Source organism: Pseudomonas sp. TSO6, from assembly GCF_056098905.1.
This window is the reverse complement of the sequence record NZ_JBLZWV010000042.1, coordinates 109,679-130,745: the sequence shown is the minus strand read 5'-3', so window position 1 is coordinate 130,745 and position 21,067 is coordinate 109,679. Positions and strand designations below refer to the sequence as shown.

Annotated in this window: 14 protein-coding genes; 6 read left to right on the top strand and 8 right to left on the bottom strand. The window is 63.0% G+C overall.

Going from position 1 to position 21,067, the window contains the following annotated elements; genetic code table 11:
• The 7 genes from ACN6NG_RS19230 to ACN6NG_RS19200 all read right to left on the bottom strand — a co-directional run bounded on the left by ACN6NG_RS19230 (window position 1) and on the right by ACN6NG_RS19200 (window position 5,484).
• Window positions 1–846 (bottom strand): AraC family transcriptional regulator, encoded by an 846-nt coding sequence (locus tag ACN6NG_RS19230; RefSeq protein WP_063427094.1) that lies wholly within the window; start codon window positions 844–846, stop codon window positions 1–3.
• Window positions 843–1,157 carry an AzlD domain-containing protein gene (locus ACN6NG_RS19225; protein ID WP_010953340.1) on the bottom strand — a complete coding sequence of 105 codons (315 nt, stop codon included), beginning with the start codon at window positions 1,155–1,157 and terminating at the stop codon, window positions 843–845. Before ACN6NG_RS19225 ends, ACN6NG_RS19230 begins: the two co-directional genes overlap by 4 nt.
• Window positions 1,154–1,846, bottom strand: a complete 693-nt coding sequence (locus ACN6NG_RS19220) for an AzlC family ABC transporter permease (protein ID WP_049275400.1) — start codon at window positions 1,844–1,846, stop codon at window positions 1,154–1,156. Before ACN6NG_RS19220 ends, ACN6NG_RS19225 begins: the two co-directional genes overlap by 4 nt.
• Window positions 1,847–2,110: 264 nt before the next feature.
• Window positions 2,111–2,797 carry an SEL1-like repeat protein gene (locus tag ACN6NG_RS19215; protein ID WP_063427092.1) on the bottom strand — a complete coding sequence of 229 codons (687 nt, stop codon included), beginning with the start codon at window positions 2,795–2,797 and terminating at the stop codon, window positions 2,111–2,113.
• Window positions 2,798–2,944: 147 nt separating this feature from the next.
• Complete coding sequence (locus ACN6NG_RS19210) at window positions 2,945–4,027, bottom strand: hypothetical protein (RefSeq protein ID WP_063427091.1); 1,083 nt, start codon at window positions 4,025–4,027, stop codon at window positions 2,945–2,947.
• A 39-nt stretch (window positions 4,028–4,066) separates the two neighbouring features.
• On the bottom strand, window positions 4,067–4,693 hold the full coding sequence (locus tag ACN6NG_RS19205) for a LysE family translocator (protein ID WP_016500479.1): 627 nt from the start codon (window positions 4,691–4,693) through the stop codon (window positions 4,067–4,069).
• 2 nt (window positions 4,694–4,695) lie between these two features.
• Window positions 4,696–5,484, bottom strand: a complete 789-nt coding sequence (locus ACN6NG_RS19200; protein WP_063427089.1) for a YqcI/YcgG family protein — start codon at window positions 5,482–5,484, stop codon at window positions 4,696–4,698.
• A 159-nt stretch (window positions 5,485–5,643) separates the two neighbouring features.
• On the opposite strand from ACN6NG_RS19200, the gene ACN6NG_RS19195 reads away from it, so the two are divergent.
• The gene (locus tag ACN6NG_RS19195; RefSeq protein ID WP_059395121.1) at window positions 5,644–6,564 is read left to right on the top strand and encodes a LysR substrate-binding domain-containing protein; all 921 of its coding nucleotides are present in this window, start codon (window positions 5,644–5,646) and stop codon (window positions 6,562–6,564) included.
• Here ACN6NG_RS19195 and ACN6NG_RS19190 read toward each other — a convergent pair.
• Entirely contained in the window at window positions 6,545–7,441 is an 897-nt protein-coding gene (locus ACN6NG_RS19190; protein WP_063427087.1) for a LysR family transcriptional regulator, read from the bottom strand. The two genes, ACN6NG_RS19195 and ACN6NG_RS19190, sit on opposite strands and share 20 nt — an antisense overlap.
• A gap of 117 nt (window positions 7,442–7,558) precedes the next feature.
• Here ACN6NG_RS19190 and ACN6NG_RS19185 point away from each other — a divergent pair, with 117 nt between their 5' ends.
• The 5 genes from ACN6NG_RS19185 to ACN6NG_RS19165 all read left to right on the top strand — a co-directional run bounded on the left by ACN6NG_RS19185 (window position 7,559) and on the right by ACN6NG_RS19165 (window position 21,017).
• Window positions 7,559–8,749 (top strand): MFS transporter, encoded by a 1,191-nt coding sequence (locus ACN6NG_RS19185; protein WP_063427085.1) that lies wholly within the window; start codon window positions 7,559–7,561, stop codon window positions 8,747–8,749.
• A 34-nt stretch (window positions 8,750–8,783) separates the two neighbouring features.
• Window positions 8,784–11,144, top strand: coding sequence for a DNA polymerase II (locus ACN6NG_RS19180; RefSeq protein WP_063427083.1), 2,361 nt, complete (start codon window positions 8,784–8,786; stop codon window positions 11,142–11,144).
• Between the two features lie 78 nt (window positions 11,145–11,222).
• Entirely contained in the window at window positions 11,223–15,647 is a 4,425-nt protein-coding gene (locus ACN6NG_RS19175) for an NEL-type E3 ubiquitin ligase domain-containing protein (protein ID WP_474315540.1), read from the top strand.
• Between the two features lie 98 nt (window positions 15,648–15,745).
• The gene (locus tag ACN6NG_RS19170) at window positions 15,746–20,239 is read left to right on the top strand and encodes an NEL-type E3 ubiquitin ligase domain-containing protein (protein WP_063427079.1); all 4,494 of its coding nucleotides are present in this window, start codon (window positions 15,746–15,748) and stop codon (window positions 20,237–20,239) included.
• A 226-nt stretch (window positions 20,240–20,465) separates the two neighbouring features.
• Complete coding sequence (locus tag ACN6NG_RS19165) at window positions 20,466–21,017, top strand: DUF4174 domain-containing protein (RefSeq protein ID WP_063427077.1); 552 nt, start codon at window positions 20,466–20,468, stop codon at window positions 21,015–21,017.
• Window positions 21,018–21,067 lie beyond the last annotated feature (50 nt).

Here is a 21,067-nt window from a genome sequence, read left to right as displayed (position 1 = left end):
TCAGGCAGGGAATACAGATTGAGCGCATGCCTGCCGATACGCCCCCGGCGTAACCCCATACGCCTGCTTGAACTGCCGGCTCAAATGGCTCTGGTCAGCAAAACCAAGGTCGAACGCCACCTCCGAAGCGGCCAGGCCGCTCTTCAGCATTTCCCGGGCGCGGGCCAGGCGCCGCTGCTTCAGCCAGGCGTGCGGCGGCAGGCCGGTGGCCTGGCGGAACACACGGGCGAAGTGGAAGGGTGACAGGTTGACGGCCGCCGCCAGCGCTTCGAGCGAGGGTGGGTCGGCCAATTGGCTTTCCAGCAGTTCGCGGGCGCGGGCCACGGCCAGTGGTTCGTGGCCTGGGGCCGAGGGTTCGGCGCATTGCCCGTGGCGTTGCACCAGGGCCAGCACCGCCTGGCGCCACGCGGTCTGTTGCTGCAGGGCGCTGGCGCCGTTTTCGGACAACTGATGCAGCTGGCTGAAGGCGATGGCCAGGGCCGGGTCGTGGATCACGCTGTCCTTGAAGCTGGGCATGCCGTGGCGGCCCAGTTCCAGTTCGTCCAGTACACCGGTGACCCGCTCGTGCTCGGGGTAGAAGCCGCGATAGCGCCAGCCCGCCTCATGGGCGGTGGCGCCGGTATGCAGCTCGTCGGGGTTGATCAGCACCATGCTGCCGACCGGCGCCAGGTGCTCGCTGCCGCGGTGCCAGAAGCGCTGGGCGCCGGATTCGATCACCGTGAACACGTAGCCTTCGTGCACATGCGGGGCGAAGCGCTGCTGGAAGTAACGCGCGTGCAGCATCTCGACGTCGCCCAGGGCCGGCGCCTGCCAGAGGTGTGTCTGCTCGCGCAGGGGCGTGGTCATGCCAGCCAGCTGCGCAGAAGGAAGAAGATCAACATGCTCACCAGCATGCTCAGCAACACGCTGCGGGTCAACAGCACCAGGGCGATGGCCACCAGTGAACCGAGCAGGTAGGGGTTGAGCAGGCTCAGGTTGAGCTGGTGGTCGGGCATGAAGATGATCGGGCCGCAGATGGCGGTGAGCATACCGGGCACGGCAAAGCCGAGGAACTGCCGGGCATTGGAGCTCAGGCGCAAGGGCAGGCGTGGCTCAAGGAACGCGTAGCGGTTCAGGAACACAATGGCGCCCATGGCGAAAATCAGGATCCAGGTCATGCGCGGGCTCCGGCAAATTTCTGGCAGATGAACCCGGCGCTCATGCCCAGCAGGCCTGCGGCCACCAAGGCGGCCTCCCAATGCCAGTAGCTGAACAGCACCGAGCAGAACAGCGACACGGCTACGCACACCACGGTAGCCAGGTTGCGCACCAGCGGCGCGATCAGGGCGACGAAGGTTGCGACGATGGAAAAGTCCAGGCCGAGTTGGTCGAGGTGGGGAATGTTCTGGCCCAGCAGGATGCCGGCCAGGGTAAACAGGTTCCAGGCGACGTAGAACGTCAGGCCTACCCCCAGGGCATACCAGCGGTTGAATTGCTGCTGGTCGTACTTGCTGGTCAACGCGAAGAACTCGTCGGTCAGCAGAAAGCCCAGGCCCAGCCGCCAGCGCAATGGCTGGCTGGACAGCACCGGGCGCATCGACAGGCCATAAAGCAGGTGCTGCGAGGTCAGCAGCAGGGTGGTGAGCAGGATCGAGGCCAGGTTGGCGCCGCCCTTGAGCATGCCAATGGCGACCAGTTGCGCGGCACCGGCGAAGACGATGGCCGATAACCCTTGCCCCTGCCAGGCACTGAGGTTGGCCTCGATGGCCATGGAGCCGGCCAGCAGGCCCCAGGGGGCGACGGCCAGGGACAACGGCATGATGGCGATGGCGCCGTGGAGGAAGGCTTGGCGAGCGATGTGGGGCATGATGGCTGCAATGCGTGTACGAGGCAGATCAGCATGCCAGACGGGGCGGGGGATGGCTTGAACGATCTTGCTGATCGGGTTTGATTTCAAGGCAAACACAAGCCCTGTAGGAGCAGCCTTGTGCTGCGAAGAGGTCATTGCAGCCGAAAACAATCTTTAGCCTTACCGGCCTCTTCGCAGCACAAGGCTGCTCCTACAGTGATCGCGCGGAATCCAAAGTTTGGGTGAGACAGTTGCCCGACAGGGACCGCGTCTGGCAGAGGATCACGGGTGGCGGGTCAGGTGTTGTTGCGCCGTCACGCAGCCGTTGATGTCCACGGCTTTCTGCAGCAGGCTCAGGCGGTGCGGTGGGTCCAGGTCGCCGAGCAGGCGGTACACCTCGGCCTGGTAGTCGCGCTGGCGCCCCCACAACATTTGCAAGCCTTCTGGCCGGCTGCGGCTGCAGGCCAGGCGGGTGGTCGGTTGAGGGTAGTAGGGGGCGTACACGGTGGCCATGCTGGGGATGGCCTCCAGCGCGGTACGGTATTCGCTGCTGGCATTGTAGGGCCGGCACCAGGTGGCGATCGCTGGCGCGGGTGCGGCAAACCCCTGCTTGAGACTGGCTTCGAGCAACGGGCAAGCGGCATCCGGAATTTGCGCGGCGGGCAGGTAAGTCATGTAGTACAGCGCCAGGCGGTACTGCGCGACCGGATGGCCCAGCTCTACCGACTTTTTCAACAAGGCAACCGCTGTCGGCAGCGTATGGGCCATGGCCTGGCCCTGGCGGCTAAGCTCGGGATCGCCGCCCAAGGCGGTGCGCAGGGTACTGGTATCGTCGCCCTGGTTATCGGCCTGCTCCAGCAGCGGCAAGGCCTGGCGATAGAGCAGGTCGGCGTGAGGGTCGATGCGCACCTCCAGCGCGTGCGCAGCCAGCGGCATCAGGGCGGCCAACAGCGGGGGCAGGCGTCGCATGCGGCTCACAGGCAAGCCCCGTGGGCGGCCAGGCAAGGATGGGCGGCTTCGATGTTAATGGCGGTCAAGCGTACGCCTCTGGAAAATCGGAACGACGGCCTATTCTAGCCACCCAATGGGGGTGGCCGGAAGACCAGTCGACAACTGTCAGACGAGCTTGATCGGCGTGACCTTGCGTTGAGCGTGTTTTTCCTGGGCCAGGCCAAGCTTGGCGGTAATCACCTTGGCCAGGGCGTTGTTGCCCAGGTCGTTCAGGTGCAGCCGGTCGATGAACAGGTCGGCGCCGAACACTGGCGAGCTGCTGAGCATGCCGTTCATGTCATAGCAGGGCACCGGGTCGGCCTGGCCTTTGATGCGGCGGAAGAAGGCCGAGTGCAACTGGCTGTCGAATGCGCCGTCCAGCAGCCGGTCGAAGTTTGCCGGTTGTTGTTCCAGCGCGGCCAGCATGGCCTGCTCGCCAGCAGGCAGGGTGTCCCGGCACCAGGGCAGCAACGGCTGCAGGATGAAGGTGAGGGTAGCGTGGCTGTCTGCCAGCAGCCGGTCCCACTGACGCAAGGTGCGGCCAATGCTGTCGGCCGCGCGGGCCAGGCGCTTTTCCGGGGGCGAAAGCGGCCAGATGACCGGGGCTTGGGCCGCAGGCGTGGTCAGGGCCTGGCCGATGCGCCGCCACAGTGACGGCCTGCGGGGTGGTGCGGCAGGCTGCAGGCCTTCGCTGAAACTGTTGAGAAAAGCCTGGTAGGCCTTGGCGTGCAGTGGGTTGTTGGGGCTGCCGAGCACTTCACTCAGCGCTTCGTGGGCCAGGCTGTTGAGGCCGCTGAGCACCACCACGTGGCCGAGCTGGCCAAGGCGGTGCTGGTGAGTCAGGAACATCAGCAGCTCCTGGCTGGCATTGAGCCCGCAACCGGCCAGGCTCAGCCAGACCTCGCCGGTGAGCGCCGACAGGTGCGAGGCCACCGTGTGTTCGTCGGAGCTGGCGCCGATGCCCAAGGCCGTGGAGCCGCCGACCAGCAGGTTGATACGTGAAGCGCCGCCGCGTTCGGCCGCCGAAAAACGCTTCCCGGCGCAATGGCTGTAGCGCAGGCCAAGGGCATCGGTGTTGATGGTGCCGGAGCGGTAGCCGGTTTCATGCACGTGCACAGTGTGCGGCGCACGGCGGCTGCCCAGCAGCAGAAAGCGCTGGTAGTCCTGTTGCAGCGGCGAAGGAGGCGGGCCCGTATCAGTCGCTGTCATGGTCTTTCCTTCTGTTGCAACGGGCACTTCGCATCAGGGTCAGGCCGCCAGTTCGTTAAGGTTGTACAGCAGGCCGCCGGCGGCGATCAGCAGCAGGGCAACGCCCGAAGCCAGGCTGATCACGCGGTTGCTGCGCTGCGAGGCGATTTTGCCGATGGCGAAGATGTACAGGCTGAGCACGGCGAAATCGATGGCCACCCACAGCAGCGACAACACCACCATGCTTTTGCCGAACGACTCGGTGATCTGGATGAACTGTGGGAAGAAGGCGATGAAGAAGATGATGTCCTTGGGGTTGGAAATACCCACCATGAAGCCTTGCAGCAGCCCGCCACGCGCGGCCTTGGGCGCCTCGCTCGCCGCCTCCGGGGCCGGCGCCTGCAGGGCGTCCCTCAGCGTGCCCACGGCGATGTAGCCGATGAACAGGCAGCCTAGCAGGCTCATGGTGCTGAGCCATGCCTTGTCGATGGCGGCGCTGGTGAGGATGATCCAGGCTGCGGCGCCGATCAGCACCAGTGAGGCCCAGTTGGTGCCAACGGCGGTGAACATGGCCTTGCGCGAGCCGGAGGCAGCCGCAGTGTTGACGATCAGCGCCACCACCGGGCCGGGGGTGGCGATGAGCAGCAGGACGGTGAGGGCATAGGTGAAGGTGAGTGCGGTATTCACGGTCAGTTCTCGATCAGTAAGTCGGGTGTCGCAGGGTGTGCGGCATGTGCGTGGAACGGGCAGCGTGACGGGTTGAGCGAACCTGCCTCCTGCAGTTGGTATTGCTTCCATTCGTAGTTGTCGGTGTCGCCGAAAAAGCCAAGGGTGTCGGGCATTACACCGTCGTTGTAGTGGTGCACGCGCTCGCGAATGCGCTCGCGGATGCGTTTGCCACTCTCGGTGTTGGCGTTGGCCACTTCGTCGAAGTTCGCCCGTGGATTGATGACGAAGGTGATGTGATGCCCCAGGTTGCGGCTTTTCATCTGCTGGTGGCCGGGGAAGTTCATGTTGATGAACAAGGGCATGCCGGCATAGCAGAACGACCAGCCGTTGTCGTCGGGGTCGGTGGGCATGCCCTGCGGCCAGGGGTGCGGGTCGCGCGCATGCACGCCACGCAGCACCTTCCAGGCCAGCGCCTGCTGTTCGGCCAGGGTGTAATCGGCGGCGGTTTCGAGAAACACCACCAGTGGGCTGCCGATGCGCTGCTTGGGTGTGATCGGGGCGACGGTACCCACGTAGTCAGCCAGGCCCTGGGCGATGTCATCGGCCAGTTGCTCGGCGCGGGCGAAGAGGATGTGGCAGGTTTCGCCATTTACCGCCTTGCGGCCGAACAGGCAAGGGAATTCGGGGTTGGCGAGGATACTGCGAAAGTGTTCTATGGTTTTGAAGGTCCAGTGTTGCGTATTGCATCCATGTTCAACGGCCTGCTCTAGCGCATCCAGGCGATAGCAATTTCCATATCCCGTAAACATGATTTCCCCAGGCGTTGATTAAGTGAACGTTCCAGTCATATGCAGGCAGGATCTTGGTTATGTTTATTATTTACCTGCATTTTCCGAGACGCTCTCGACGTTGTAAAACGCGTGGAACTATGACCTACTATTAGTCTTGTTCATGCTCGGGACGTCGCCATGTCGGAACGGATTCAGGCCTTGCACGCCCTGCGTGCCTTCGAGGTGGCCTCTCGCTATGGCTCTTTTACCCGTGCGGCGGAAGAACTGGCCCTGACCCAGGGGGCGGTCAGCCATCACATCAAGACCCTGGAAGCCCTGTTTGGCTGCGACCTGTTCGAGCGGCGTGGCCCGAAACTGAGCCTGACCGAGCACGGGCGCCTGCTGTCGCAAGAGCTGAAGGTTGGCTTCAAGATCATCGAAAATGCCTGCGCGTTGCTGCGCCAGGACCGCTACGGCCTGCGCCTGAAGGCGCCGTCAACGCTCACCATGCGCTGGCTGTTGCGGGCGCTGGATGCGTTCAAGAAGGCCGATGACAACTGCAGTGTGCAACTGTCCAGCGTGTGGATGGATATCGACACCGTGGACTTCTATTCCGAGCCCTACGACTGCGCCATCCTGTTGGCCAGCGGGCGTTTTCCCGCTGATATCGAGAGTTTCAAGCTGTTCGATGAATGGCTTATCCCGGTGTGCCAGCCCGACTACATGCCACAGGCTCAACCGGCCCTTGCAGACCTCGCCCAATGCGAGTTCCTGCACCCGTCACCCGACCGGCGGGACTGGCGGCGCTGGCTGGCGCGGATGGGCGCACTGGAGATCAGCATCGACCAGGGGCAAGTGTTCGATACGCTCGACCAAGGCATTTCGGCTGCCCAGCAAGGCCTGGGTATTTCGGTGGTCGACCTGGTGCTGGCCAGTGCCGACCTGCAGGCCGGGCGCCTGGCCACGCCGTTCAAGCACGCAGTGGCCACCGGTGACGGGTACTACATGACCTGGCTAAAGGCCAGCCCAAAAGCGCGGCAGATGCACAAGCTGCGCGACTTCCTGCTGGGCCAGGTTCCACCACTGGCCTACAAGGACATCAACTACCTGTACGGTTGAACACCCGCTCGAGCATGAAATCGATGAACACCCGCAACTTCGGCGGCATCTGCCGCCCGGACGGCCACAGCAGATAGAAGCTGCCGCGCCGTTCCATGAAGTCGTCGAGCACACTGACCAGCGAGCCATTGCCCAATTCACGACCCACGTTGAAGTCCGGCAGACAGGTAATGCCGCGGTGGTTCAAGGCAAAGCAGACGCGTGTTTCGACGTGGTTGCAGACCATCGAGATGGGGATGTCATAGGCTTGCTCGGGATGCTCCTGGCGCAGCGGCCAGGTTTCCAGTTTGCCGTTGCTGGGGAATCGATAATGCAGGCAGGTATGCGCCGCCAGGTCGCGTGGGTGCAAGGGTGTGCCGCGTTCGCGCAGGTACTCGGGCGAGGCCACCAGGCGGTGCTGAAAGTGCCCCAGGAATTTGGCGCTGAGCCGGGAGTCCACCGGCTGCCCGCCGCGCATCACCACATCGAAGCCTTCGCCGACGATATCCACCATGCGGTCGGAGAAGTCCAGGTCCAGTTCAACCTGTGGGTACAGTGCCATGAACTCGGCCAGTGCCGGCATTACCAGTCTGGTCACCTGCGGCATGCTCACCCGCAGGCGCCCGCGCGGCGTTTCGATGGCCTGCGACAGTTCCTGCTCGGTGGCCTCTATTTCGGCAAGGATGCGTCGGCTGCGCTCGAGGAACATCATCCCTTCGGCGGTGAGGGTAATGCTGCGTGTGCTGCGGTGGAACAGGCGCACGCCCAGGCGGCTTTCCAGGCGCGCCACGCGTTTGCCCACGGCCGAGGCAGTGATGCCCAGCGATTGGCCTGCGGCGACGAAACTGCGGGTTTCAGCCACCCGATTGAACACCACGAAGCCGCTGAGGCTGTCCATGCTGCATTCCTGATTGCGGACACAGGTGTCCGGGGTGAGCGGCATTGTACCCGTCTTTTTCCGCAGTGGCCTTGCTTGCAGACTGTCCGCCTTGTTTTCCAACTCAAGGCAATTGCAATGTCCCAGACATCCTCCCCACCGTTGCTGGACGCCAGCAGCGAGCGTCTGCCCGTCAGCGGGCTGCTGGCGCTGGCCATGACTGGCTTTATCGCCATCCTCAGCGAAACCCTGCCGGCGGGCTTGCTCGACCAGATCGCCAACGGCATGCACATCAGCCAGGCCATGGCCGGGCAATGGGTCACGGCGTATGCCTTGGGCTCGTTACTGACCGCCATCCCGTTGGTTACGTTGACCCAAGGCTGGTATCGGCGCCGGGCGCTGTTGCTGGCGATCCTCGGCTTCGTGCTGTTCAACGGGCTGACGGCCTTGTCGGGCTCCAACAGCCTGACCCTGGTGCTGCGCTTTTTCACGGGGGCTGCGGCCGGCTTGGCATGGGGCCTGATCGCTGGCCATGCCCGGCGCATGGTGCCGGCACCGTTGCAGGGCCGGGCCATGGCGTTGGCCATGCTCGGGCAGCCGATTGCGTTGTCGCTCGGGCTGCCCATTGCCACCTGGCTGGGCGCTGGGCTGGGCTGGCGTGCAACGTTTGTGCTGGTCACCCTGGTGGCGTTGCTGCTGGTGGTGTGGGTGCTGCGCTCGGTGCCGGAGTACCCGGGGCATGCCGCTGGCAAGCGCCCGGCGGCCATGCAGGTGCTGCGCACGCCGGGGGTGTTGATCGTGCTGCTGGTGATCCTGACCTGGATCCTTGGCCACAACATCCTCTACACCTACATTGTGCCGCTGCTGGCGGCGGCCGGCATGGCGGCGGACATTGGCCCGGTGCTGATGGTGTTTGGCCTTTCGGCCCTGGCCGGAATCGGCCTGGTGGGGATGCTGGTCGACCGACACCTGCGCAAGCTGGTGTTGCTGAGTTTGACCGGTTTTGCCTTGGCCACGCTGGCATTGGGGCAGGCGTCGTCGTGGTTGATGTACCTGAGCATCGCCCTGTGGGGCTTGACCTACGGTGGCGCACCGACCCTGCTGCAGACCGCCTGTGCCGATGCGGCGGGCGAGGGCGGGGATGTGGCGCAATCGATGCTGGTGACAGTGTGGAACAGCGCTATCGCCTTGGGCGGGATCGTGGGTGGCGCGTTGCTCGTCGGGGGCGGGACCGAGGCCTTTGGCGGGGTGGTGTTGGCATTGATCGCGGTGGCCTTGTTGCTGACCTGGGCGGCGCGCAGAAGTGGCTTCGTGGCGGGGGCCCGCTAGCGTAGAATTGCGTTTTTCAGCAGAGGTCGACGCAGTGGAGTTGCAGCAGGGTTTTGTGCTGACCCGTCATTGGCATGACACGCCCGAAGGCACCTGCGTGGAGTTCTGGCTGGCAACCGATCAGGGGCCACGGCAGCTACGCCTGGCGCCACAGGTCTCGGTGGCGTTCATTGCGCAGACGCATGAGGCGCATGCGCGGGTGTTGCTGGCCAACGAGCCCGGCGTCGAGCTGCGGCCACTGGCCCTCAAAGACTTCGACCAGCGCCCGGTGCTGGGGTTGTACTGCCGGCAGCACCGGCAACTGATGCAGTTGGAGCAACGCCTGCGTACGGCGGGTGTCGAGGTGTTCGAAGCGGATATCCGCCCACCCGAACGCTACCTGATGGAGCGGTTCATCACTGCCCCGGTGCAGTTCACCGGCCAACCCGATGCCCAGGGCGTCCTCGGCGATGCCCAGCTCAAACCCTCGCCCGGTTATCGCCCGCCGCTGCGCCTGGTGTCGCTGGACATCGAGACCAGCGAGCGTGGCGAGCTGTACAGTATCGCGCTGGAGGGCTGTGGCCAGCGCCAGGTGTACATGCTCGGCCCGGCCAACGGCGATGCCGCCGAGCTTGACTTCGACCTGGAGTATTGCGCCGATCGCGCCGCTTTGATTACCCGGCTCAACCAGTGGATGGCCAGGCATGACCCGGACGCGATCATTGGCTGGAACCTGGTGCAGTTCGACCTGCGCCTGCTGCATGAGCATGCCAAGTCGTTGCAGGTGCCACTGACGCTGGGGCGCAACGGTGCGGCCATGACCCTGCGCAGCCATGCCGGTGGTGGCCACGTTTTTGCCGATGCGCCGGGGCGTTTGCTGATCGATGGCATCGAGGCGTTGCGTTCGGCTACCTGGAGTTTTCCCTCGTTCAGCCTGGAGAACGTCGCCCAGACCCTGCTGGGCGAAGGCAAGGCCATCGACACGCCGTACCAACGCATGGACGAGATCAACCGCCGCTTCGCCGAAGACAAACCGGCCCTGGCGCACTACAACCTGAAGGACTGCGAACTGGTCACGCGCATTTTCGCCCATACCCGGCTGCTCGACTTCCTGCTCGAGCGTGCGTCGGTGACGGGGCTGGCCGTGGACCGCAGCGGTGGGTCGGTAGCTGCGTTCTGTCACTTGTACATTCCACAGATGCACCGTCTTGGGTTTGTCGCGCCCAGCCTTGGCAGCCGCCCTGACGAAGCCAGCCCCGGCGGTTTTGTCATGGATTCGCGGCCGGGGCTTTACGATTCGGTGCTGGTGCTGGACTACAAGAGCCTGTACCCGTCGATCATCCGTACCTTTCTCATCGACCCTGTCGGGCTGATTGAAGGCCTGCGTCTGCCTGACGACGCACATTCGGTCGAGGGTTTTCGCGGTGGGCGTTTTTCACGCACACAGCACTGCCTGCCAGCCATCGTCGAACGGGTGTGGCAGGGCAGGGAAGCAGCCAAGCGCGAGGGCAATGCGCCGCTGTCGCAGGCTTTGAAAATCATCATGAATGCCTTCTATGGCGTGCTGGGTTCCAGCGGTTGCCGTTTCTTCGACCCGCGCCTGGCGTCGTCGATCACCATGCGCGGCCACCAGATCATGCGCCAGACCAGGTCCCTGATCGAGGCGTGTGGCTACGATGTGATCTACGGTGATACCGACTCCACCTTTGTCTGGCTCAAGGGGGCCCACGCCGAGGAGGACGCGGCGCGCATCGGCCGCGAGCTGGTGGCAAAGGTCAACCAATGGTGGCAAGCCCATCTGCACGAGACCATGAACCTGCAGAGCGCCCTCGAACTGCAGTTCGAGGTGCATTACCGACGCTTCCTGATGCCCACCATCCGCGGTACCGATGAAGGCAGTAAAAAGCGCTATGCCGGCCTGGTGCAGCGGGCCGACGGTTCGCAAGAAATGGTTTACAAGGGCCTGGAATCGGTGCGCACCGACTGGTCACCGCTGGCCCGGCAGTTCCAGCAGGAACTCTACGGCCGTGTGTTCCGCAGCGAGCCCTACCGAGATTATGTCCGCGAGTACGTGCGGCGAACGTTGGCCGGCGAGCAGGACGAACTGCTGGTTTATCGCAAGCGCCTGCGTCGCCCGCTGGCCGATTACCAGCGCAACGTGCCGCCGCATGTGCGTGCCGCACGCCTTGCCGACGAGTACAACAAACGTCTGGGACGCCCTCTGCAGTACCAGCGTGGGGGCTGGATCAGTTACGTGATCACCACCGCCGGCCCTGAGCCGCTGGAAAACCTGCAGGCACCGATCGACTACGATCACTACATCAGCCGTCAGCTTCAACCGGTGGCAGATGCCATCCTGCCTTTTGTCGGCGATGACTTCACGCGCCTTACCGACCAGCAATTGCTGCTGTTCTGAACGGGTGGTAGATAGCTAGGCGTCGGTCCGACGCAACACTGTGCAAACTCGCGCCTCCACGTCATCGCGGAGGCAGATATGCAGGGCAATGCAAACCAACCATCGAATACGGTCGATACCCTTGCCATCGTGCAAGCAGGCCAGGACCAGTACATCGCGCAGCGGCTGCCAGCCTGGATAGCGCAGTTGGGCAGGGCCGAATACCAGTACTTGAGCGAGGCGCTGCCAGCGTTGCTGGCCTGCCGCGAAGGCTTGTCGGCAGCGTTGGCGAGGCTGCGCAACCTGGATGATTTTACCCGGCCCTTGCTGCAGCAAGCGCTCAGTGCCCGCGGCGACCTCGACCTTGATCAGCTGTATTTTCGCCAGTGGTACACCTTCACCTCGCCCACGATCAATTATGTGACCAGCCGAGTTCCGGTGCCTGGCACCGACTACTACGATATCCCTCTGTTCGAGGCCGCTTTAGGCAATTTCACCGCACAGCAGGCGCGCGAGCAGCCGCGTGGCAATTGCCTGGTCGATGAGGGCGGCGCCAAGCGTAGCGAGCTTTCTGCACCGGGCTTCGCCACGTTGTGCCGAACGCTGGATCTTGGCCAGAAATACCAGGCGCATCTGGACGCCGTTCTCCAGCCCGGAATCAGAGCGTTGTTGGCGCGACGGCAACGCTACAGCATGTTGGTGGACGCCCTTCAGGCCAGGGCGCAAGGTGTGTTGAGCGCAGGCCAGCTGCAGTGGGTAGTGGAGCTTTGCCTTCACGATGTGCTCGGCAAGCTTGAAGGAAAGCCGGTCAGGGTTCGGCAACTGGAACTGTTCGGCTGCCGTCTGCAGCAGATCGTAGTGCTGGATGTGATCGACGAAGGTTTGTTGTACAACACCAGCAAGCGCGTATTGGTTTACGTGCCGGGTGACCCGCAAGGCCCCTGGAGCGTGCGTAGCGACCTGGAAGATTATGCCCGCCGGGTGCTTGGCAAACGCCTGCGCGAAGATGACTACCGGCGTTTCTTCAATCGCTTCGTGCGCCGTCGCGATAGCCAGCGATTCTTCTCGGCCGTCAGCGAACGGCTCGATGACGTGGCCATCTGGGCAACCAGGGACCTCGATGAGCAGACTTCTGCCTATCGCTTGCCGCTGTTCGAACAGCTTGCTGGCGATTGGATTGCCCAGATCAAGGACGATGCTGCGATCATCGCCCCGCCCGTGGCCATGCTCGATCGCGAGGTCCAGGCCGAGCATGGCCGCCGTCTGCGCGCTGAAGGCTGGACCCTGGTGGGCGTTGCAGGGTTCTTCGTTCCGGGCATTGGCGCGGTGTTGCTGGGGGTGATGGCCTGGGAGCTGCTTGAACAGACGTTCCAGGCCGTCGGGGACTGGCAGGAGAACGAGCGCAATGCAGCGCTGGCGCATCTGCTCAATGTAGGCAAAGGGTTGCTGGCTATAGGTGCGACCGTTGCCGTAGTCGCTACGGCGCGACGCGCCTGGAGCGAGGTGGACAAACTGGTGCCGGCGCAGCTGGAAAACGGTGAGGAAAAACTGTGGAACGCGGATCTGCGGCCCTATCGCCGCGAAAGCCCGCCGGACACAGCGGTGCCGGATACGGAGGGTATGCACCGCCTGGGCGAGCGGCGCTGGATCAGCATGGATGGCCACTGGTATGAGATAACTTGGCGCAACGAGGATGAGCACTGGCAACTGCTGCCTTATCAGGGCTATGCGCCGCCGCTACGCCACAATGGTGCCGGTGCGTGGCGGCTGTGGTGCGAGCAACCTGCCGAGTGGGACGACACTCGCCAGTTGTTCCGCCGCCTGGGCAGGCCATTCAGCGACCTCGATGACGCGCAGATCGACCAGTCGCTGGCGATCCATGGCCTCGATGACGAGCATTTGCGAGCATGGCATGTGTATGGCCGACCGCCGGAGGCAGTGCTGGCCGACACCGTCGAGCGCGTGCTGCTCGCTGGCAGGATAGGTACGTTGGTCAACCGGTTGCGCGAGGGGGCGGCCACCGCCGACCCACAGCTACTGGAGCGGGTCATGAGCCTCCCACAGGCGGCTGGCAAGGACGGGGCAGCGTTGGCCGATGTGGCTTGGGCCGGGCGACGAAAGCTGCTGCAGACGTTGTACGAGGAGCAGAATCCCGACACCGAAACTGGCCGCCCACTGCGTGGGGATTTTGCCAGTCTGCACCGCTTGGCGGCGAATGAGGTGCTGCGCGATGCCAGCGAGGATGACCTGCAGCTTCTGCGTGAGACGGGGCGCGTGCCGTTATTGATGGCCGAGGCGGCGAGGTTGCAGGTTGCGCGGATTCGCATGGCACGGGTGTACGAGGCGCTGAGCTTCGACACCCCGCAGAACCTCGACCTGGCGCGGGTCGTGCTGAATCTGCTGGTGCACGTGCCGGGGGCTGGCGGGCGGGGGTGGCGACTGTTTGACGGCGATGCCAGCGAACCGTTACTGATGATCGAGGGATCGGGGCACACGTTTGACCTGTTTCACCGGCATGGGTTGTTCCGCCTGCGTACCCAGGCGCACACGCCTGCCGGTGAGGCGGGCGAGTTGTTCCAGACCCTGGCCGCGGCCTATGACGACGCATCGCAAGCGGCCATCGGCCAAGGCCAGCCGTTCGTGCCCGCACTGCGCCAGGCGCTGGCAAACGTTGCTATCGACCAACGCCAAGCCGTGGTGAACCTGCTCAGGCTGGAGCGGCCGAGCGGCTCGTTTCTTGCGCCGCAACGTCTTGCTGATGGCCGGGTTGGCTATCCCATGGCTGGCGGTAGGCTCTGGGCGGCGCTGGAGTTGTCCAGGCCGAGGGCGCTTCAGGCCCGGCTGCGAGACCTGTACCCAGCCTTCAGCGACGAGCAGATCGGCCGCTGGCTGGAGTCAGGCAACGCGCAAGCCAGGTTACAAATGCTGGAGCAGCAGTACAGACTGCTCAAGAGTCACTTGAGCAAGTGGGTACGCAGTGCCTTCCCGACACCGGAACTGGCCGCCCGGCGTGAGTTCAAAAAGGGGCTGATCGACTGCTGGCGCTGCCTTGTCCCGGAACTGCAAGGGGAAGCGGCAGCGGCAGACGGAGGCTTCATGCTGACCCAGACCGGCAGCGGTTTATATCAACTGCCGGCCCTACCGGTGCAAGTGGGCTTTCCCCATGTCTCGATCCTGGCCTTGCGCTCGATGCGCGTTGAGCGGGTTCCGGATGAGTTCCTGCGCGCGTTTCCCAACTTGCGCAACCTGGAAATCACCAATTGCCGACTCAGGCGTTTGCCTTTGCCGCTGATGCTTGTGCAAAGGCTGGAAGTGCTCGACCTGTCGGGTAACCAGATCGTTCTCGACCAAAGCCAGGCGTTGATCCTGGCGGATTGCCGTTCCCTGGTGTACCTGAACCTATCGGACAACCCATTGCGCAGGGCATTTTCCGTGCTCGCAATGAGCGAGCTCAATGCCCTGCACCTGTCGAACACCCAGATGCCCGTGTTCCCCTACGGGCTGATGGACGCGCCAGCACTGCACACCCTGAACCTCAGCGGCAACCGTATTTCCGAGCTGCCCGATGGTTTTCATCTGTCGCAGCTGTGGCGCTCGGGCAGGGTCGAGCTTTCCGGCAATCTACTGGCGGCTGCGCATGATGGGCTTTCTACCTGGCATTGGCTTGAGGCGAGTCGCGTGCCTTACCGGCTGCGCTTTCTGGATGTGTTGCCAGACGAGCGTCGCGATGAAATGGCTGCGCTGTGGGTCCATCTCGAGGCCGAGGAGCAATCGGCTGAGTTCTTCAACACCCTGTCGGTGCTGACAGCATCGGGTGCCTTCAGGTTTTCCTCGACTGCGTCCGCGCTGGCAGCCCGCGTGTTCGAAATGTTCCAGGCTATGACTGAGGACGATGCCCTCAAGAATGAGCTGTTCGAGCACGCTGCGGCGACCGATTGCCAGGATAACGCCACCGCTAGGTTCGCTGACCTGGAACTGCGAGTGATGATATGGCGTGCGCGACGTGGCGAGTTTGCCCGGCAACCTGAGCGGGCCTTGCTATGGCTCGGTGGTCGCTTGTGGCGGTTGGCGTTGCTCGACCAGATAGCCGCTGAACATGCCCAGCGGGTGGGGGCGGGCAATGAGTCGATCGAGTTCGCCTTGGCATACCGGATCACCTTGCGCAAGTCTTTGGATTTACCCGCTCAGCCAGATGCAATGCTCTATGCAGGTATTCCGGCCCTGACCGAGCAAGACGTGCGCTTGGCCCGTGACATCGTCCTGGCCAGACAGACCCCGGAAGGTGTTGCGCATTTTCTGTCGGAGCAGTGGTTCTGGCAGGACTACCTGCGCAAGATGTTCCCTGCGCGCTTGCAAGTGCCGCAACGCATACACGATGAATTGGAACGGTTGATGGCGTCGGGTAACCGGCAAGAGGAGATCGCACGGCTACAGATCAGCAATCAGCAACGGGAGCATGCGATGTTGCTGCAGTTGACCCTGGAAGCGCTGGACAGGAATGCAGCGCCACGTCTGCTCAACTAGCGGGTGGCCGGTTGTTTGGCCGCAGGCATTAGTTATATAGCGCCTGGCGCGGGGCAGGCGACTTAGTCTGGCTTCTTTTCATGAAGAGGCCCCCAGCCATGGACACCACTGTGCCGTCAGATGCGCAGGCCGCCATCGATACTTTCCAGGACGGCATCATCGGCAGGCGCCTGCCGCCCTGGTTGCGTCATGCACCGGCTGAGCAACTGCCTGAGATCGGCAAGGCATTGGCAAACAGCCTTCGCTGCTGTGAGCACGTGAAGGCGGTGCTGCGAGGTATCGAGGGCCTCGACAGTTTCGTCGCATCAGCCTTGGGGAAGGCCCTTGACGAGCGTTACGGGCTTGGCCGTAACCCGTACTTGCTCAGGTTTCTGGAGGGCCGCCGGGAGCCTGTGATCAACAGTCAGCCGGTAGGCGCGCACCTGACTGACGTGGTGTATGAAGAAAAGCCGCTGCTCGAAGTAGCATTGCGCAACTTCACGGCCGCGCAGGCGCAGGAAGGTGGTCAGCCGCGCGGTAACCGCCTGCTGCTTCCACGCCATGGCACGGTCAAACTCCCTACGAGCATCGAATTTGCCGGACTGTGTCGTGAGCTGGACCTGGGTGAGCGCTATCAACGTCATCTGGATGCCGTCCTCTCGCCCACTGGCAGTGCCGAGCGCCTGGTATCACAGCTTGTAGATGCCACGCGCTACACCATGCTTGTGGACGCCTACAAAGCCAGGCAGGAGGGAACGCTGGATGCCAGCGAACTCAATCTGATGGTGGCTGTGTGCGAGAAGGGCGAGCTGCCGCGCTTGGCGGGCGACCTTGTGCAGGCCAGGCAACTGAAATTGCTGGGTTGCCGGATTGAGCAGGTGACAGTGTTCGTAGTGGTCGAGCAGGGCGTCCTGTTCAACACGACGCGTCGGGTGTTGCTTTACGTGCCTGGAGACCCTTTTTCGCCCTGGCGCGCGTTCGAGAGCATCGACAAACTGAACCGCGAACTGGGCCGTCGCTTGCGAGACAAGGCTTACCGGCGTTTTTTCAGCCGCTTCGTGCTGCGGCGCGACAGCCAGGCTTTTTTCGCCCAGGTCGCGGAGCGCTTCGATGGCCTGCCGGGCTGGGCTTTTCGCGATCTCGAACCGCACTTGCAGGCTTACCCGCAGCCATTGTTCATCAGCCTGGCACAGGCACGTATCCACCAGATCAAGGAAGATGCGGCGATGATAGCGGTCCCTGTGGCCAGACTGGATCGTGAGGTTCAGCGCCAGCATGACCTGCGCCTTGAAGCCGAAGGATGGGCGCTGCTCAACCTGGCCAGTTTCTTCCTGCCTGGGCTTGGCCTGGCGCTGCTGGCCGTGACGGCCTGCGAACTACTGGCTGAGGTCTACCATGGCGCCGAGGCCTGGCAGGAAGGCGATCGTCAGGAGGCGCTCGACCATTTGACCCACGTGGCGACAGACCTTGCCGTGCTGGCGACCACGGTAGCCGGGGTTGGTGTCGCTCGACGGGTTTGGGCGCGCTCTGCGCAGGTCGATGACCTGGTGCCGGCTCGGCTGGAGGATGGCACTGAGAAACTCTGGCAACAAGACGTGACCCCGTTTCAAAGCCAGGCACCCGTTGCAGCCTCGAGCCTGGACGCCTTGGGTATTCGGCGTCAGGATGGGCTGGCCTGGATCGAAATGGACGGGCATCACTATCGCGTGGCAGAGGCGGGTGATGATCAATGGCAGTTGTATCCGGTCGACGGCCACGGGCCGTTGCTGCGCCACAATGGCGCAGGTGCCTGGCGGTTGTGGAGCGAGCAACCGGCCCGGTGGACCGACAAATACCGCATGTTTCGGCGTTTGGGTGAACCCTTCAATGGGCTGAATGACGAACAGATCGATCAGGTTCTGCTGTTCCATGGTCTTGATGGCGATGACGTGCGTGGCCTGCATGTACACGCCCAGGCACCGAGCCCCGGGATGATCGACAGTGTGGAGCGGGTCAGGCTTGATCAACGCATCCGCAGCATGATTGGCCGTCTGCGCAGCGGCGAGCCGGTAGAAGATGCAACAGTGCTCGATCACGCTCGGCACTTGCCAGGCGCGAGTGGCCTGACAGATCAGGCGCTGGCTACGTTGGCATGGGCGCAGCGGCGAACATTGCTGCAGCACCTTTTCGAAGCCTTGCAGCCCGACGACACCCTTGGCAGCGCAGCGTTGCGCCGGGTCTTCCCTGGGCTGAGCGTGCGCGGTGCGCAAGCATTGGTACAGGCTGCCACCAGCGTTGACCGCACACGGTTGCTATCCAGCGGCAGGGTTGCACTGGGGTTGGCCGAGGCGGCAAGGGGCAGTGTGCTGGCTACCCGCCAGGCTCGGGTATTTGAGGCGTTGTACCTTGATACGCCGCAGCATGCAGACCTGGCACGGGTAGTCGTGGGCTTGTTGCGGTATCTGCCTGGGGGCGAGCGAGGGGTGTGCTGGCGGGTGTACGAAGGTTGGCTGGGCGGGCCGATGCTGGCGCAGACCGAGCAAGGGCAGGGGGCGTTCGACCTGGTGCACCTGGAGGGTTCCTTTCAGCTGCATGACAGCCACGGCAGGGCGTGTGGTGAGGCAGGTGAGTTGTTCGACGTCATGGCGCCAGCCTATACCGATGTACAACGGGAGGCGATGGGGATCGGTGATCCATTCTCGCACAACCTCAGGGTGATACTGGGGCGCGAAGCGGTACGCCATCGTGATGAGATCAGTCGTTTGCTTGGCGCGGTACGCCCGGGTGCTGTTCGAGGGCCGATGCGCTTGGCCGATGGACGTATTGGCTACCCACTGGGGGGCGGCGGAGTAGGTGGTTTTGCATCAAGGGGGCGTGCCCTGAGGGCCACGCTGCGCGATCTCTTTCCGTGGTTGAGTGATGAGCAGGTCGAGACCTTCGTCGATGACGCCAGGCGTTCCGGGCATCAGATTGAACAAGTACTGGCTGACCTTCGCAATGAGTTTGCGGTGCTCCGCATCACACTGAATACCTGGGTGGCACGAGCGCAGGGCGATGTCAGGGAAGATCGAGAGGCTTTACGCCAGACGTTGTTCAATTGCTGGAGGCGGTCGGTGGGTGTGGGGGAACTGCAAATCAATGCCCAGGAAAACCTCCACGTCATGTTCTGTAATTTCAGACCGGGCGGCTTGCCCAACATTCCCGTGCAGGTCAGCTTCAGGGGCGTTACCAGCCTGTCTCTGTTGCACCTTGACCTACTGGAGGTGCCAAGCAGCTTATTGCTGGCTTTCCCTAACCTGCAAACCCTCGATCTGGGAGGGAACCTGTTGACGCGCCTTCCGCAGCCGTTGCTACAGATAGCGCAGCTGCGGCATCTGAGCCTGACCAACAACCGCATCGTCCTGAACACTGCACAAACCGCCACATTGGCCAGTTGCACGAGCCTGCAGTCTCTCGACCTTTCCCATAACCCTCTGGGGAGCCGGTTCACGTTGGCGGGTTTGGCTGAATTGCGTTGGCTCAGCTTGCGCGCCACACAGATCTCGCAGTTTCCACTGGGCGTGTTCGACAACGATCAGTTGGTATCCGTCGACTTGCGGGATAACCGGATCAGGCACATTCCAGAGGGTTTCTACCAGTTGCCCCTGTGGCATCGGCGGCGGTTTCGCTTGAATGCGAACCCTTTGGGCGAGGCCCAGACGTTACGCTTGCAGGCTTCGTTGAGTAGCGACGATCCTGCCCACGACGAGGAGCAAGTGCTTCTGCGGCTGCAGCACGCGCGTGAAGTCTGGGGGGATGCCGTGGCCCCGGAGCATCGCGGCTTGATGCTTTCTGCCTGGGACTCGCTGGATGTAGGACAGGACGCCGAGCGTTTTTTCCGTGTGCTTCGCCAGTTGTTGCTGTCCGAAGACTTTCGTGTCAATCCGCGTGCACTGGGCAATCGGGTAATGGGGGTATTACAAGCGATGGCCATTACGCCGGAGCTGCGGCAGAACTTGCTGTCCGTGGCCAATGATGAGTGGGGGTGCCAGGATGGTGCAACCTGGTGCTTGAGCAACCTTGAACTGAATTTGCTGGTTTGGCAGGTTGAGCACGCGGCCAAGGGAGGAAGCGAACGCGCTTTGCTAGACCTGGGCAGACGTTTATGGCGCCAGGATGCAGTCGACATGTTCGCTACCCGATGGGCGTTACAGCATGGCAGGACGCTGGAAGGAAGCGAGGTGGGGTTGGCTTTCAGGATCGGGCTGAGGGAGCGTCTCGACCTGCCATTGCAGGTGGGCGAAATGAGCTTTCTTGCGATCTCGGGCGTCCTGGATGCGGACCTTGCAGAAGCAGAGGCTGCGGTGCGGGATGCAGAAACGCCGGAAGAGATTGCCCGCTCCATGGTTGACCGTGAATTCTGGCAGGCGCACCTGGAACGTTCCCATCCTGAGCAATTCGCTGCGGTCGACCTGCCGTTCAGAAGGCAGCTTGAAACCGTGCTTGACGACGAAGCGCTGACCGAAGGGGCCATGATCGACCAGGCGGATGCCATTCGTGATGCTCAGCGCGCTGCACGCAGAGGGCTGATGCTGGATATGACGATTCACGCGATGGAAGTCGGCCCCAAGGGGCCAGCGATCGATGTGCGTTGACCTGCGCTCAGATCAAGGGCTGCCTGGCCCTGCCAAAGCGGCTTTGGGCTATGCTCAATCGTGCTGACAGTGGTTTGTAGCAGCGCCGTAGTCTTGGCTTCAGGTGGCTCGGAAATCGACAGTTACTTTTGCACACCCCGTTCTGGAATGAAGTGGTTTAGGCTCCTGTCGGATTTTTCTCCGTGATCTGTAGTCATTGGTATATCGAGACAATAAGGAGATACGCATGCTTGTCCGGTCACTGACCCTCGCAACTTTGCTTGCTGTTGCCGGCCCCCTGTTTGCCGCAGACAGTGATGCGCCTCTAGCCAAGGAACTGGGCAAGGCCAGACCATTGGTGGTTATCGCTCCCAGCAGTGCCGACCCTACGTTGCGAGGGCTGAACAAGGCGCTCGAGGACCCGGCCACCCAGGCTGCGTTCAAGGAGCGCAATCTTGTCCTGTACAGCGTCGCCAACATGATGGGCAAGCGAGAGGACAAGAACCTCGAGCAGCAGACCACAATGGCCCTGATTCGGGAACTGAAGCTGGGTGCGAGCAAGGGGACCAAGGTGATTCTGGTGGGCAAGGACGGTGAGCGGCACATGCTCAAGGACGACGAGACCGGCGAGGCCATCGACCCACAGGTGATCCTCAAAGCGGTCGATGAACTGCCTGCCAGCGAAAAGGCGGTGGCGGCGCCCGAGCCCGTAGCCGCGGCCCCGCAAGCCAAGGACAAGGACAGCAAGCCTGCCAAGCCCGCCAAGCCAGCGGCCCCGCCCAAACCGCTGGAAGACTGATCACGCCTCAGGGCCCCAAGGCAGCTTGGGGCCCGTTGCCGGGTGGTGTG

Coding starts and splice junctions, on each gene's coding strand:
- ACN6NG_RS19230 (WP_063427094.1), bottom strand. CDS start 846: ATGACCACGCCCCTGCGCGAGCAGACACACCTCTGGCAGGCGCCGGCC.
- ACN6NG_RS19225 (WP_010953340.1), bottom strand. CDS start 1,157: ATGACCTGGATCCTGATTTTCGCCATGGGCGCCATTGTGTTCCTGAAC.
- ACN6NG_RS19220 (WP_049275400.1), bottom strand. CDS start 1,846: ATGCCCCACATCGCTCGCCAAGCCTTCCTCCACGGCGCCATCGCCATC.
- ACN6NG_RS19215 (WP_063427092.1), bottom strand. CDS start 2,797: ATGCGACGCCTGCCCCCGCTGTTGGCCGCCCTGATGCCGCTGGCTGCG.
- ACN6NG_RS19210 (WP_063427091.1), bottom strand. CDS start 4,027: ATGACAGCGACTGATACGGGCCCGCCTCCTTCGCCGCTGCAACAGGAC.
- ACN6NG_RS19200 (WP_063427089.1), bottom strand. CDS start 5,484: ATGTTTACGGGATATGGAAATTGCTATCGCCTGGATGCGCTAGAGCAG.
- ACN6NG_RS19195 (WP_059395121.1), top strand. CDS start 5,644: ATGTCGGAACGGATTCAGGCCTTGCACGCCCTGCGTGCCTTCGAGGTG.
- ACN6NG_RS19190 (WP_063427087.1), bottom strand. CDS start 7,441: ATGGACAGCCTCAGCGGCTTCGTGGTGTTCAATCGGGTGGCTGAAACC.
- ACN6NG_RS19185 (WP_063427085.1), top strand. CDS start 7,559: ATGTCCCAGACATCCTCCCCACCGTTGCTGGACGCCAGCAGCGAGCGT.
- ACN6NG_RS19175 (WP_474315540.1), top strand. CDS start 11,223: ATGCAGGGCAATGCAAACCAACCATCGAATACGGTCGATACCCTTGCC.
- ACN6NG_RS19170 (WP_063427079.1), top strand. CDS start 15,746: ATGGACACCACTGTGCCGTCAGATGCGCAGGCCGCCATCGATACTTTC.
- ACN6NG_RS19165 (WP_063427077.1), top strand. CDS start 20,466: ATGCTTGTCCGGTCACTGACCCTCGCAACTTTGCTTGCTGTTGCCGGC.